This is a genomic window from Variovorax sp. RKNM96, assembly GCF_017161115.1.
Classification (GTDB): domain Bacteria; phylum Pseudomonadota; class Gammaproteobacteria; order Burkholderiales; family Burkholderiaceae_C; genus Variovorax.
The window spans coordinates 2,957,310-2,971,018 of sequence record NZ_CP046508.1; the positions used below are offsets into that span (position 1 = coordinate 2,957,310).

Annotated in this window: 10 protein-coding genes; 5 read left to right on the top strand and 5 right to left on the bottom strand. The window is 67.1% G+C overall.

The genetic code is table 11. The annotated features are described in order from the left end of the window. The first annotated feature begins 102 nt into the window (after positions 1-102). Together GNX71_RS13620 and GNX71_RS13625 are read left to right on the top strand one after the other, a co-directional pair. Positions 103-3,927, top strand: coding sequence for a DUF748 domain-containing protein (locus GNX71_RS13620; RefSeq protein WP_206178804.1), 3,825 nt, complete (start codon positions 103-105; stop codon positions 3,925-3,927). A gap of 190 nt (positions 3,928-4,117) precedes the next feature. Continuing rightward, on the top strand, positions 4,118-6,997 hold the full coding sequence (locus GNX71_RS13625) for a DUF349 domain-containing protein (RefSeq protein WP_206178805.1): 2,880 nt from the start codon (positions 4,118-4,120) through the stop codon (positions 6,995-6,997). A gap of 56 nt (positions 6,998-7,053) precedes the next feature. On the opposite strand, the gene GNX71_RS13630 is transcribed toward GNX71_RS13625, so the two are convergent. The 5 genes from GNX71_RS13630 to GNX71_RS13650 all read right to left on the bottom strand — a co-directional run bounded on the left by GNX71_RS13630 (position 7,054) and on the right by GNX71_RS13650 (position 10,457). Next, the gene (locus GNX71_RS13630; protein WP_206178806.1) at positions 7,054-7,845 is read right to left on the bottom strand and encodes a M90 family metallopeptidase; all 792 of its coding nucleotides are present in this window, start codon (positions 7,843-7,845) and stop codon (positions 7,054-7,056) included. Positions 7,846-7,856: 11 nt separating this feature from the next. Continuing rightward, positions 7,857-8,633: a UDP-2,3-diacylglucosamine diphosphatase gene (locus GNX71_RS13635; RefSeq protein WP_206178807.1), complete on the bottom strand. Its 777-nt coding sequence runs from the start codon at positions 8,631-8,633 to the stop codon at positions 7,857-7,859. Positions 8,634-8,652: 19 nt separating this feature from the next. Next, positions 8,653-9,165 (bottom strand): peptidylprolyl isomerase, encoded by a 513-nt coding sequence (locus GNX71_RS13640; protein ID WP_206178808.1) that lies wholly within the window; start codon positions 9,163-9,165, stop codon positions 8,653-8,655. A gap of 34 nt (positions 9,166-9,199) precedes the next feature. Then, on the bottom strand, positions 9,200-9,790 hold the full coding sequence (locus GNX71_RS13645; RefSeq protein WP_206178809.1) for a peptidylprolyl isomerase: 591 nt from the start codon (positions 9,788-9,790) through the stop codon (positions 9,200-9,202). Between the two features lie 76 nt (positions 9,791-9,866). Further along, a complete protein-coding gene (locus GNX71_RS13650; protein ID WP_206178810.1) occupies positions 9,867-10,457 on the bottom strand; it encodes a tetratricopeptide repeat protein in 591 nt (196 codons plus the stop codon). 203 nt (positions 10,458-10,660) lie between these two features. Between GNX71_RS13650 and cysS the strand changes: the two genes are divergently transcribed. Genes cysS through GNX71_RS13665 form a run of 3 tightly spaced genes read left to right on the top strand, consistent with a single transcriptional unit; the run spans position 10,661 to position 13,705 of the window. Continuing rightward, the gene (gene cysS / locus GNX71_RS13655; protein WP_206178811.1) at positions 10,661-12,037 is read left to right on the top strand and encodes a cysteine--tRNA ligase; all 1,377 of its coding nucleotides are present in this window, start codon (positions 10,661-10,663) and stop codon (positions 12,035-12,037) included. 17 nt (positions 12,038-12,054) lie between these two features. Continuing rightward, entirely contained in the window at positions 12,055-12,705 is a 651-nt protein-coding gene (locus tag GNX71_RS13660; protein ID WP_206178812.1) for a DNA-3-methyladenine glycosylase 2 family protein, read from the top strand. Between the two features lie 19 nt (positions 12,706-12,724). Next, positions 12,725-13,705 (top strand): acetyl-CoA carboxylase carboxyltransferase subunit alpha, encoded by a 981-nt coding sequence (locus GNX71_RS13665; protein ID WP_013541914.1) that lies wholly within the window; start codon positions 12,725-12,727, stop codon positions 13,703-13,705. The last annotated feature ends 4 nt before the right edge of the window (positions 13,706-13,709 follow it).

Sequence of the window (13,709 nt, forward strand, 5' to 3'; positions counted from 1 at the left end):
TTGGGTGTTAGGCCCGCCATCAAGCCCGGCAACGAGGCATTCAGTCGCGTTGCCGGGCTTTCTTGTTTCTGCTTTGACGCTTGTTTGCGGCACACTCCCGCGATGGATTTAGCTTCGCTCAAACAAAACAAATGGGTGCGACGCGGGATCGTCGCGCTGCTGGTTCTGTTGGCCCTCTGGGTCATCGCATGGTTGGCGGTGCCGCCGATTGCCAAGAGCCAGCTTCAAAAGATCGCGAGCGAGAAACTGGGCCGGCAGGTCACTGTGGGCAAGATCGACTTCAAGCCCTGGACCCTCGAGCTCGCGCTGCACGACCTGCGCATAGCAACCGCCGACGGCAAGCAGCCGCAACTGGCCATCAAGCGCATCTACGCCGACGCCGAACTGCAATCGCTGTTCCGCCTGGCACCGGTGATCGACGCGGTCTCGGTCGAGTCGCCCGCCATCCTGCTCACGCACCAGGCCGACGGCAAGTACGACATCGACGACATCCTGGCCAAGCTGGCCTCGGGACCGCCGCCCGACCCCAAGGCCGAGCCGGCGCGCTTTGCGATCTACAACATCTCGATCAGGGACGGCGCGGTCGACTTCGACGACCAGACGGTCAAGCGCAGGCACGAGCTGCGCAACTTCGTGCTCAACGTGCCTTTCCTGAGCAACCTGGCTTCGCAGCGCGAGGTCAAGACCGAGCCCAAGCTGGCCTTCGTGCTCAACGGCAGCAGCTTCGATTCGGCCGCCTTCACCACGCCCTTCGCGGCAAGCCGCAAGACCGACGCCCATGTGCAGTTCAAGGGCCTCGACCTCGTGCCTTACCTCGGCTACATCCCCGGCGGCCTGCCGGTGAAGCTGCAGGCCGGCAGCCTCGATGCCGACCTGAAGATCGATTTCCAGCAGGCGACGACCACCGGTCTCAAGATCTACGGCACTGTGGAGGCGCACGGCGCCAAGCTGAGCGACGTCCGGGGCCGTGACCTGCTGGGCTTCGATTCGCTCAAGCTCGCGCTGGCGGACGTTCGGCCGCTCGAATCGGTGTTCCATTTGAGCGAAGTGGCGCTGGCCAATCCGCAGCTCGTGGTGGCACGCGATGCCTCGGGCCAGCTCAACCTGATGGCCACCGACCCGGCCACCGGCGCCGCGGAAAAAGTGGCTCCGCTTCCCACTGCCGCCGCCAGTGCTCCAGCCGGCAAGACGGCCGAAAAGCCCAAGCTGAAGGTGCAGGTCGACAAGGTGGCCTTGAGCGGCGGCCGCGTCGGCTGGCGCGACGAGACCGTCAAGCCAGCGGCCGCCGTCGACGTGACCGACCTGGGGCTCGACGTCACCGCGATCACCTGGCCGATGGAGAAACCGGCCCAGTTCAACGGCAGCACCGCCATCGGCGGCGCCTCGCTCAAGTTCAAGGGCAGCGCCACCGACAAGGTGGCGGACGTGCAGACCGAGGTCGACGCGCTCCCGCTCTCGCTGGCCGCGCCCTATCTGGCGCAGAGCCTGGAGCCCACGCTCGACGGCAAGCTCAGCGGGCAGATCGACATCGCCTGGAACCAGCCCAACCTGAAGTTCAAGGCGCGCCGACTGGCTGCCGACGGCCTGGCGCTGACCCAGACCAAGACCGCGCTGGCGAGCGTCGGCCGCTTCGAGCTGGTCGATGCCGAGGTCGACATGACGCAGCACACGCTGAACATCGCCTCGTTCACTGCCACCAACCCCAAGGTCCGCGTGGAGCGCGACAGCGAAAAGCGCTGGATGTTCGAGCGCTGGCTGCGCACGCCGGCCGGTAGCGGCAGTGGCGGCGCGGCCGAGGCGAAAGTGGCGGCGCCCAAGCCGGCCGGCGCGGGATCGGCCAAGGCCGACGCCAACACCAAGCCCTGGGCGCTGACCATCGCCAGCATGGCGGTCGACAACGGCAGCCTCTCTTATTCAGACAAGGCTGGCGCGCTGCCGGTGACGGTCGAGGTCACGGCCTTCAAGCTGAACGCCCAGAAGATCGCGCCCGAGACGAACACCGTGTCGCCGCTGCAGGTCTCGGGCCGCATCGGCTCAGGCCGCTCCGACCCGGGCAAGTTCGACTACAAGGGCAACGTGGTGCTCAAGCCGCTGGCGGCCGAGGGCCGGCTCGAGGTGATCTCGTTCCCGGCGCATGCCTTCAAGGCCTATTACGCGGACGCGCTCAACGTCGACATCCGCCGCGCCTTCGCGAGCTACCGCGGCACGATCCACTACGCGACCGCGCCAGCCGGCATGACCGTCAAGCTGGCCGGCGACACCGCGCTGGACGACTTCCGCGCCAACAGCGTTTCGCTGACCCAGTCGCCCGGTTTCGACCGCAACACCAACCAGCTGCTGAGCTGGAAGACGCTGAGCCTGCGCGGCCTGCAGGTCAGCCTCGCCCCCAACACGCCGCCGAACGTGAATGTGCGCGAGACCACGCTGACCGACTTCTTCGCCCGCGTGATCGTCGACCCGACCGGCCGGCTCAACCTGCTCAACCTGACGAAGAAGGGCGAGGCCGAGGGTGCGGCCGCTGCCACAGCGACCGCCGAAGCCAAGACCCAGAAGGGCCCCGGCGGTACCACCACCACGACCCGCGGGGCGCCGCCGGCGCAGCGCTCGGGCGGCGCGCCGGTTCCGGCCGAAGCCATGGTCGGCGGCAGTCCCGAGCCGGCGAAGGCGGCTGCTGCACCCGTTGCCACGGCGCAGGCCGCTGCGGAAACAGGCCCTGCGCCGGTCATCAACTTCGGCCCGATGAGCCTGGTCAACGGCAAGATCGACTTCACCGACCTGTTCGTCAAGCCCAACTACTCGGCCGACCTGAGCGAGCTGACCGGCAAGCTCAGTTCCTTCTCGTCGAATCCCTCGAACGGCCCGGGCGGGCGGCCCGCGCTGGCCGACCTCGAACTGCGCGGCAAGGCGCAGCAGACGGCGGCGCTGGAAATCACCGGCAAGCTCAATCCGCTGGCCAAGCCGCTGGAACTCGACATCACCGCCAAGATGCGCGACCTCGACCTAGCGCCGTTGTCGCCATACTCGGTGCGCTACGCCGGGCACGGCATCGAGCGCGGCAAGATGAGCATGGACGTGAACTACAAGGTCGCGCCCGACGGCCAGCTCACGGCCACCAACAAGCTGGTGCTCAACCAACTGCAATTCGGCGAGGAAGTCGCCGGCGCGCCCAACAGCCTGCCGGTGAAGCTGGCGGTGGCCCTCCTGGCCGACCGCAACGGCGTGATCGACGTCGACCTGCCGCTCAGCGGCTCGCTCAACGATCCGCAGTTCAGCGTCGGACCGCTGATCTGGAAGGCCGTGGTCAACCTGATCGTCAAGGCCGTGACGGCGCCGTTCAGCCTGCTCACGGGCGGGCTTGGCGGTGGTGGCAGCGGTGAATCGAGCGCCATCACCTTCGAGCCGGGCAGTTCGGTGCTCAGCGCCGCGGCCAAGGAAAGCCTGGACAAGGTCGCCAAGGCGCTGACCGAGCGGCCGACGCTGGAGATGACGGTCGTGGGCACCTCCAGCCTCGAGAAGGAGCGCGATGCCTACCAGCGCCAGCGCGTGCGCCAGCTGACCCAGGCCGAGAAGCGCCGTGTCGCGGTGCGCGGCGGCCAGACCGGCACCGACGTGCCGCCGGTCACCGACGCCGAATACCCCGAGCTGTTGACGGCCGTGTACAAGCGCGCCGACATCACGAAGCCGCGCAACCTCGTCGGCCTCGCCAAGGACCTGCCCGTCAAGGAAATGGAAAACCTGCTGTTCGCGAGCGTGCCGGTCGACGAGGAGTCGATGCGGCAACTGGCCGTGGAGCGCGGCGCCGCGGTGCGCGACTACCTGCTGGCGCAGAAGCTGACGAGCGAACGGCTGTTCCTGGGCGCGGTGCGCACCTCGGCCAGCGGCGCCGACTGGAAGCCGGGCGCCGAGCTCAAACTGACCATGAAGTGAGAACGGCCACTTGGTTTTTTGCACCGGCTTGCTATATATGTAGTCACCTTTAATTTCCCAGCCCGCAACCTGCATCGGCCGCCGTTCCGCAACGGAATTGGGCGGTCCCCCGCAAGTGGGTGAAAATGTCGATGTGCGCCGGCCTTTGCCGGCGCCTTCGCTTTCCATACCAAGACAACGATTTCGCGCAGTGACCTCTACTTCTTCCAAGCCACACGACCTTCAAGCCCTCGATACGCTCACCGGCGGCGCCTTCACCGCGCCGACTTCCGGCGAGCGCGCCGCGCGCATCCGCGACTGGCTCGCGGGCAACCCGGCATCCGAGCAAATGCAGGAAGTCTTCAAGGAACTGAGCGGTCGCGACAAGGGCGCAGCGCGCCTCTTGCGTGAAAAGCTCGACGAGCTCAAGCGCGCCAAGGGCCAGGAGGCCATCGCCGCCGAATGGGCGCAGAAGGCCGAGGCGCTGCTGGGCCAGTCCAAGCTCAACATCGCCGATGCGCTCGCCTGGCAGCGTGACGCCGCCAAGGCCGGCGCACCGCTCTCGCGCGAACCGCTCGCCGGTCTCAAGGCGAAGCTGGCCGAACGCGTGAAGGGCATCGAAGACCTGCAGCATCGCGCCCAGGTGCACCGCGAAGCTGCCGTCTTGCTGGCACAGCGTTTTGAAGTGCTCTCGACCAAGGGCTGGCAGGACGCCCAGGCCGCGGAGGAGTCGCTGCGCAACGACGTGACCCATTGGCAACAGCAGACCGCCGACATCACGTCCGACATCAACTGGAACAGCCTCGATGCGAAGTTCGCGCCGCAGCTCGAAGCCTCGAAGTCGCAACTGCTGGTCGTGTCCGATGCGTTCCACAGCGCGCTGGCGCAGGCCATCGCTGCCGCAGCCGATGCGGCCGCGCCGCTGCCGCCGGTGCCCGTGTGGGCCGACGAACTGCGCAGCGCGCGCGGCGAGGTGCTCGCGCCCAAGGCTGCAGCGCCCGCACGGCCTGCCGCACCCAAGATCGATCCGGCCGTGCGCGCCGCGGCGCAAGACGCCGTGCAGGCAGCCCTCGCCAAGCTCGAACAGGAAACCGCCGAAGGCCACGGCAAGGCCAGCGCCGGTGCGGCCGCCGCGCTGCGCGCGGTGCTCAAGGAGCACGGCAAGCTGGTCGAGGCGCCGCTCGAAGCCCGCGTGCATGCCGCGCTGGTCGCGGCCGGCGAACTCGAAGGCTGGCAGCGCTGGAGCGCCGACAAGGTCCGCGAAGACCTCGTCGCCAAGGCCGAAGGCCTGCTCAAGCGCCCCGAAGGCCAGGCCCTCGGCGGCCGCAAGATGCAGGAAACGCTGCGCGCGCTGCGCGACCAGTGGAAGCAGGCCGACCAGGGCGGCGTGCCCAACCATGCGCTGTGGAAGCGTTTCGACGAAGCCTGCAACGAAGCCCACAAGGTGGTCGAGGCCTGGCTTGAGAAGGTGCGTGCCGATGCGGCCGAGCACCGCGCCCATCGCGTGGCGCTGATCGAAGAGGTCAAGGCCTGGGCCGCCGAGCATGCCGGCGCCACCGACCTGAAGGCACACAACCGCGCGCTGCACCAGTTTGCCGACCGCTGGCGTGATGCCGGCCACGTGGGCGAGAAGGTGTTCGCCGAACTGCAGCCGCAGTGGAACGAAGCCTTTGGCGCCGCGCGTGCACCGTTCGAAACGGCCCAGAAGGCCAGCGTCGAGCGCCGCCAGGCCATGATCGCCGAGGCCGCCGAGCTCGGCGCCCAGCCGATGCTGCGCATCGACGCCGTCAAGGCGCTGCAACAGCGCTGGCAGCACGAGGCGCAGAGCGTGCCGCTCGACCGCCGCCATGAACAGAAGCTGTGGGACGCGTTCCGCGCCCCCATCGACGAAGCCTTCAACCGCAAGACTGCCGAGCGCGAAAAGGCGTCGTCGGCCATGAGCGAGCACGACCGCCATGTGCTCGACGCCTCCAAGGCGCTGGATGCTGCCAATGCCGGCGGCGACGTGCAGAAGATCCGCGCGGCCATCGCCCGGCTCGAAGGCGCGCTGCGCGGCGAAGCGCCGCCGCCCGCACCCAAGGCCGAACCGGCTGTGGTGACCAGCGATGGTCCGTCGGTCGGCGCAACCGAAGTCGTGGCGCCCGGACAGGCCGCCGCTGAATTCGCCGAAAGCGCCGAGCAGGCGCCGAGCCCAAGCGACGCGGAAGCATCGCCGGCCGCACCAACTGACGCCGCGCAGGCTGCCGCGCCCGACCTCGTGGCACCGGCCGATGGCGCCGACGCCTCCGCACGCGCCGACGGCGCAGCGCACGATGCCGGCGAAGCCGCCGCTGTCGAAAGCCCGGCGCCGGCCGTCGCGCCGAAGCCGGCGCCCAAGCCGGTCGTGGCCATGCGCGGTGGTGACGACCGTCCCAGCAGCAGAAAGACAGACGCGGCGCCCGCAGGCCGCGCCGGCGGCAAGTTCGGCGACCGTCGCGACGGCGGCCGACCAGGCCCTGGTGGTCCCGGTCGTCCAGGCGACCGCGGCGGTCCGCGCCCCGATGCCCGCGGTGGTGACCGTGGCGATCGCGGCGCATCGGCCGGTCGTTTCGGCGACCGTCCTCCGCGCTTCGAAGACCGTGGCCCACGCCTCGGCGATGCCGCTTTCCGCGCCCAGCGCGAAGCGCTCGAACGTGCGGACATGGCACTGCGCAAGCTCGCGGCGCAAGCCCACGGCGAAGCGCTGACGCAGGTGCTCGGCGCCTGGGAGCAGCGCGATGCCGCGCGCCTGCCGAGCGTTCAGGAACTGGGTCGCGCGGTCACGCCGGCCGTGCGCACGAACTGGTCGCAAGCCATCGGCAGCGCGCCGACGGCTGCTGCCAACGATGCGGCAGAAGCGCTGCTGCGCCTGGAAATGGCCGCCGAAGTGCCGACGCCCGCCGAGCAGCTTGACGCGCGCCGTGCGCTGCAGCTCAAGCTGCTGACCAAGCGCGGCGACCCGGCGCCGGCCCAGACCTGGGGCCAGGACGCCGGCAAGGTGCTGGCTGCGGCACACGACGCTACGAGCGCACGCCGCCTGCAGAACGCGTTGAAGGCGCTGCTGCGCAAGTAAGGCGCGCCGGACGGCCATGAAAAAGACGCCCCGCGGGGCGTCTTTTTCTTTTCCGCTCAGGCCTGCCTGCTCAGGAAGAACTCATCGAAGAGAACCGTCACCGCCGCGAAGTCCCGCGCGAAGTTCGGCCGGTTCACGAAGTAGGCCTCGCAGGCCACCGCGAAGAACTCGCTGATCGATGTGGCGCCATAGTCGTCGAGCCACGGCGGCTCGGCGCCGAAGCGGTCGGCCATGATGGTTTTTTCGCGGAAGTCATCGTAGGCGGGCTGCAGCACCGCGAGCCACGCGGCGCGCGATTCGCGGGCGCTGCGCTTGCCCGCGAAGCCGGACGGCAGCGGCGGGCAGCCGTCGGCATCGCCGCCGCGCATGTCGATCTTGTGGGCGAACTCGTGAATCACCACGTTGTAGCCGCCTTCGCTGGTGACGCTGCTCGCCAGCACGTCCTGCCAGCTGAGCATGACCGGGCCGCGGTCCATGGCTTCGCCAGCGACCACCTCGTCGTACTCGTGCACGACCAGCGCCTCGTCGACGACCTTGCGCCGCGCCACGACCTCGGACGGGTGCACCACGATGCCGACGAAATCGTCGTACCAGTCGAGATGGCCCTTCAGGTGCAGCACCGGCAGCACCGCCTGCGCGGCGATGGCCAGCGCCACCTCGTCGGTGATGACGAAGCCCTGGGTGCCGTGGAATTCCTTGTCGCGCAGGAACTCGGCCGTCAGCGTGCGCAGCCGTTGCACATCGGCCGCGGGGCGGTCGGCCAGGAAGGCATAGCGCGCCAGCGTGGCCTGCCAGGCGGCATCGGGAATCGGGGGCAGGGCGCGCAGACGGCGCAGCCACTTGAACATCGGCGCCGCGGCTAGCGCAGGTCGACGCGCTGGGCGCCGGCGGTGGACAGGCACAGCAACTGTGCGCGTGGCGGATGGGCGGCTGCGTCCCAGTCGCTCAACACGATGCGGCGCAGGCCATGGCCCAGGTCGTGATCGGCGGGGCGGTGCGTGTGGCCGTGCACCAGCGTATGCGCGTTCGCCTGCTGCAGCCATTGGCGCGCGGCGTCGGTGTCCACATCGGCCCAGATCGTCGACGGATTGCGCTTGCGGTCTTCGCTCTGCGTGCGCATCGCGCGTGCGAGCGCACGGCGCTCTTCGAGCGGGCGCGCGAGGAACGCGGCCTGCCATTCAGGCGTGCGCACCTGCGCGCGAAACTTGAGGTACTCGGTGTCCTCGAGGCAGAGGATGTCGCCGTGACTCAGCAGCCATCGCTGGCCGTGCAGCACCAGCACCGTGGGGTCGTCGAGCAGCGTGATGCCCGATTGCGCCGCGAGCGCGGGGCCGACGAGAAAGTCGCGGTTGCCGTGCATGAAGAACACCGGCAGGCGCTCGGCGGTGCGGCGCAGCAGTTCGGCGCATTGCGCCTCGAAGCCGGGAGCGGCGGCGGCATCGTCGCCCACCCAGACCTCGAACAGGTCGCCGAGGATGATGAGCGCATCGGCCGGCGTGGTCTGCAGGTAACCCTGCCAGGCCTCGAAGGTGGCGGGCTCGCCGGCCTGCAGGTGCAGGTCGGAGATCAGGTCGACGGTGCGCCATGCAGGTGGCGCCACCAGCTCGGTGAAAGCCGGGTTCGCCACGTTGGTCATGCCGCGCCGTGCCTGTGGGTCATTCCGAGATGACGACGGCCTTCTCGATCACCACGTCTTCGAGCGGCACGTCGTCGTGGAAGCCCTTGCGGCCCGTCTTCACGGCCTTGATCTTGTCGACCACGTCGGTGCCGTTGATGACCTTGCCGAACACCGCATAGCCCCAGCCCTGGGCCGAAGGTGCGGTGTGGTTCAGGAAGCCGTTGTCCGACACGTTGATGAAGAACTGCGCGGTGGCCGAGTGCGGCGCGCTGGTGCGGGCCATGGCGACGGTGTAGTTGGCGTTCTTCAGGCCGTTGTTGGCTTCGTTCTCGATCTCGGCGCCGGTGGGCTTCTGCTTCATGCCGGGCTCGAAGCCGCCGCCTTGCACCATGAAGCCGGGAATCACGCGGTGGAACACCGTGTTGTCGTAGTGGCCCTTCTTCACGTAGGCAATGAAGTTCTCGGCCGACTTGGGCGCCTTCTCGGCGTCGAGTTCGAGCGTGATCACGCCGTAGTTCTTGATGTGCAGTTCGACTTGGGGATTGCTCATGAGGGGACTCCTTCGGAAATTCGGAATGGGGGGATTACTTCGCCAGCGTGGCGGACTTGATGGTGATGGTCTCGACGGGCACGTTCTGCATGCCGCCCTTGTTGCCGGTCTGCACGGCGCGGATCTTGTCGACCACGTCGGTGCCGGCCACGACCTTGCCGAACACCGCGTAGCCGTAGCCATCGGGGTTGGGCGCGTTGAGCGAGTCGTTGTTCTTCACGTTGATGAAGAACTGCGAGGTGGCCGAGTTCGGGTTGCCGGTGCGCGCCATGGCGATCGTGTACTTGTCGTTCTTCAGGCCATTGCTCGCTTCGAGCGGAATCGGCGGGCGCGTGGGCTTTTGCTGCATGTCGGCCGTGAAGCCGCCGCCCTGGATCATGAAGCCGTCGATCACGCGGTGGAACACCGTGCCGTCGTAGTGCTTGTCCTTGACGTACTGCAGGAAGTTCTCGACCGACTTGGGCGCCTTGGCCGCATCGAGCTCGACCACGATGTCGCCGGCCGAAGTGGCGAGCTTCACGCGCGGTGCGGCTTGCTGTGCGTAGCCGGTGGCGGCAAAGCCGATGGCCGCGGCCAGGATGAAGGCGTTGCGGCGGCTGAATCTTGAAAGGGCGTGGATCGTCAAGTGATGCTCCGTTTGCGAAAGGGGGAGAGTGCGGGCGGTGCGACGAATGCGTCGCACCGCCCGCGCCGGCAGCGGCTTACTTGCTGGAACGGCCGACCGGCTTGCGGATGACCGCAGGCGCCGCCGGCAGGGTGGCGGCTTCGGCCTCGGCCTTGGACGAGAAGATCTGGCGGATCAGCACGAGCTTGGGCGCGACGCTGGCGTTGGTGCTGGCGAACTGTTGCGCCTTCACGTATTCCTGGGCCGCGAGGCGCGCATACACGTCGCCGAGGTTCTCGTGCGCGGTCGCGTAGTTCGGGTTGAGCCTGAGGGCGGTTTCGAGCGCGGCGCGTGCCTGGTCGAACTTGCTCTGCGAGGCATACAGCGCCGCGAGATTGTTGTAGGGCTCGGGCAGCTCGGGGAAGTCCTGCGTGAGCTGGGTGAAGGCGATGATGGCCTCGGGCTGCTTGTTCTGCTCGGTGAGGATCACGCCGCGCAGAAAGCGCATCTGCGGATCGCGCGGCTTGCCGGCGATGTAGGTGTCGGCCTTGGCGAGCGCTTCGGTGGCCTTGCCCTGACGAAGCAGAAGGTTCACTTCGTCGTATTCGTTGGCATGCGCAACCGAACCCCACAGGCTGAACAGGAGTGCGAAGGCGATGGAGAGTCTGGAGAACACGGCGTGCTGCATGAAGCCTCGGCAGGATTGGGGAATGCGGGCCTGGAGAACACCCGGGAGGGACGCGGCAGCAGGCTGCGGCGGCCGTTTATACTGCGTTGCATTGTAGCCGAGGGGCCATGTCCAACCCCTCGTGGCCACTGTCCCCGTCACCCCTGAAATACCCCGTCGTTCGCCCGTGCCGCACGTGCGCGAAGCGACGCTTTCCGAGTCTCATGAGTCTGCGCATCTACAACACGCTGTCGCGTGAATTGGAGGAATTCTCCCCATTGCAACCTGGCAAGGTGCGCATGTACGTTTGCGGCATGACGGTCTACGACTACTGCCACCTGGGCCATGCCCGCTCGATGATCGCCTTCGACGTGGTGCAGCGCTGGCTCAAGGCCAGCGGCCTGGACGTGACCTATGTGCGCAACATCACCGACATCGACGACAAGATCATTCGCCGCGCCGTGGAAAACGGCGAGAGCATCCGCGCGCTGACCGACCGCATGATCGATGCGCTGCACGAAGACGCCGATGCGCTGGGCATCGAGCGCCCCACGCACGAGCCGCGCGCCACCGACTACATCCCGCAGATGCTGTCGATGATCGGCACGCTCGAGAAGAAGGGCCTGGCCTATCGCGCCGAGAACGGCGACGTGAACTACGCGGTGCGCAAGTTCCCGGGCTACGGCAAGCTGAGCGGCAAGTCGATCGACGAACTGCATGCGGGCGAACGCGTGGCCGTGCTCGATGGCAAGGACGACCCGCTCGACCCGGTGCTCTGGAAGAGCGCGAAGGCGAGCGAACCCGAAGAGGTCAAGTGGGCCAGCGAGTTCGGCGCCGGCCGCCCGGGCTGGCACATCGAATGCTCGGCCATGGCCTGTGCGCTGCTCGGCGAAACGCTCGACATTCATGGCGGCGGCGAAGACCTGCAGTTTCCGCATCACGAGAACGAAATCGCGCAAAGCGAAGGCGCCAACGACAAGCCGCTGTCCAACTACTGGATGCACAACGGCTTCATCGTGACCGACAACGAGAAGATGTCCAAGAGCCTGGGCAACTTCTTCCTGATCCGCGATGTGCTCAAGAAGTACGACGCCGAGACCATCCGCTTCTTCGTGCTTCGCGCGCATTACCGCCGGCCGCTCAACTACAGCGACGTGCACCTCGATGACGCGCGCAATTCGCTCACTCGACTGTACACGGCGCTCGACCTGGTGGCCCCGGCCGAGGTGACAATCGACTGGACCGATCCGTACGCCGCGCGCTTCAAGGCCGCGATGGACGAAGACTTCGCCACGCCCGAAGCGGTGGCGGTGCTGTTCGACCTGGCGGGTGAGGTCAACCGCACGCGTTCGGCCACGCAGGCCGGGTTGCTGAAGGCGCTGGGTGGTTGCGTGCAGATATTGCAGAGCGATCCGAAGAGCTTCCTGCGTGCGGGCGCAACGCTCGACGACGCGGCCATCCAGGCGCAGATCGATGCGCGTGCCGCCGCCAAGGCCGCGAAGAATTTTGCCGAGGCCGACCGGCTTCGGCAGGCGTTGCTGGACCAAGGCATCGTGCTCAAGGATTCGCCTACCGGCACGACCTGGACCGTTGCGAAGTGAACGGAACCACCAACCCCATGCCCGCTTCCAAAAACCCGACCGTTCAGATCTACACGCCGGACTATTGGGAAGAGGCCTGCAAGCATCTGGCTAAAAAAGACCGCGTGATGAAGCGGCTGATTCCGAAGTTCGGCACCGCCTGTCTCGAATCGCGCGGCGATGCCTTCACCACGCTGGCGCGCAGCGTCGTTGGCCAGCAGATCTCGGTGAAGGCCGCGCAAACCGTCTGGGACAAGTTCGCCTTGCTGCCGCGCAAGCTGACGCCGGCCAACGTGCTCAAGCTCAAGGTCGACGACATGCGCGGGGCAGGGCTTTCGGCCCGCAAGATCGAATATCTGGTCGACCTGGCCCTTCACTTCGACTCGGGCGTGGTGCACGTCGATGCGTGGAAGGACATGTCGGACGAGCTCATCATCGAAGAGCTCGTGGCCATTCGCGGCATCGGCCGCTGGACGGCCGAGATGTTCCTCATCTTCCACCTGATGCGGCCGAACGTGCTGCCTGTGGACGACGTCGGGCTGCTCAACGGCATCAGCGTCAACTATTTTTCGGGCGACCCGGTGAGCCGCAGCGATGCCCGCGACGTCGCCGTGGCCTGGGCACCGTATTGCAGCGTGGCGACTTGGTATATTTGGCGGTCGCTGGACCCCGTGCCGGTCGCGTATTGAAATAAAACAGGAGAAGACGTTGGCGAAACGAACCTTCCTCGATTTCGAGCAGCCCATTGCGGAACTCGAAACAAAGATTGAAGAACTGCGCTATGTACAGACCGAATCGGCGGTCGACATTTCGGAAGAAATCGATCAGCTCGGCAAGAAAAGCCAGCAGCTCACCAAGGACATCTACAGCGACCTGACGCCCTGGCAGATCACCAAGATCGCCCGGCATCCAGAGCGCCCTTACACACTGGACTACGTTAACGAAATCTTCACCGATTTCGTCGAACTGCACGGCGACCGGCATTTCTCTGACGACCTGTCTATCGTGGGCGGCCTCGCGCGCTTCAATGGCGTGCCTTGCATGGTGCTCGGTCATCAGAAGGGCCGCGACACGAAGGAGCGCACCGCGCGCAACTTCGGCATGAGCAAGCCCGAGGGCTACCGCAAGGCGCTGCGCCTCATGAAGACGGCCGAGAAATTCAAGCTGCCTGTCTTCACCTTCGTGGACACGCCCGGCGCATACCCCGGCATCGATGCCGAAGAGCGCGGCCAGTCCGAAGCCATCGGCCGCAATATCTTCGAGATGGCGCAACTCGAGGTGCCGATCATCGTCACGATCATTGGCGAGGGCGGCTCCGGCGGTGCGCTGGCCATCTCGGTCGGCGACCAGCTCGTGATGCTGCAGTATTCGATCTACTCGGTGATCAGCCCCGAAGGCTGCGCTTCCATCCTCTGGAAGACCAGCGACAAGGCGCAGGAAGCGGCCGATGCGCTCGGCATCACGGCGCATCGCCTCAAGGCACTGGGCCTGGTCGACAAGATCGTGAACGAGCCGGTCGGCGGCGCGCACCGCGACCACCGGCAGATGGCGGCGTTCCTGAAACGCGCGCTCAACGACGCGTTCCGTCAGGTCAGCGACCTGAAGCCCAAGGAACTGCTGGACCGCCGCTACGAGCGCCTGCAGAGCTACGGCCGTTTCAACGACACCAAGGCCGATACCGGCCGCTGAGCAC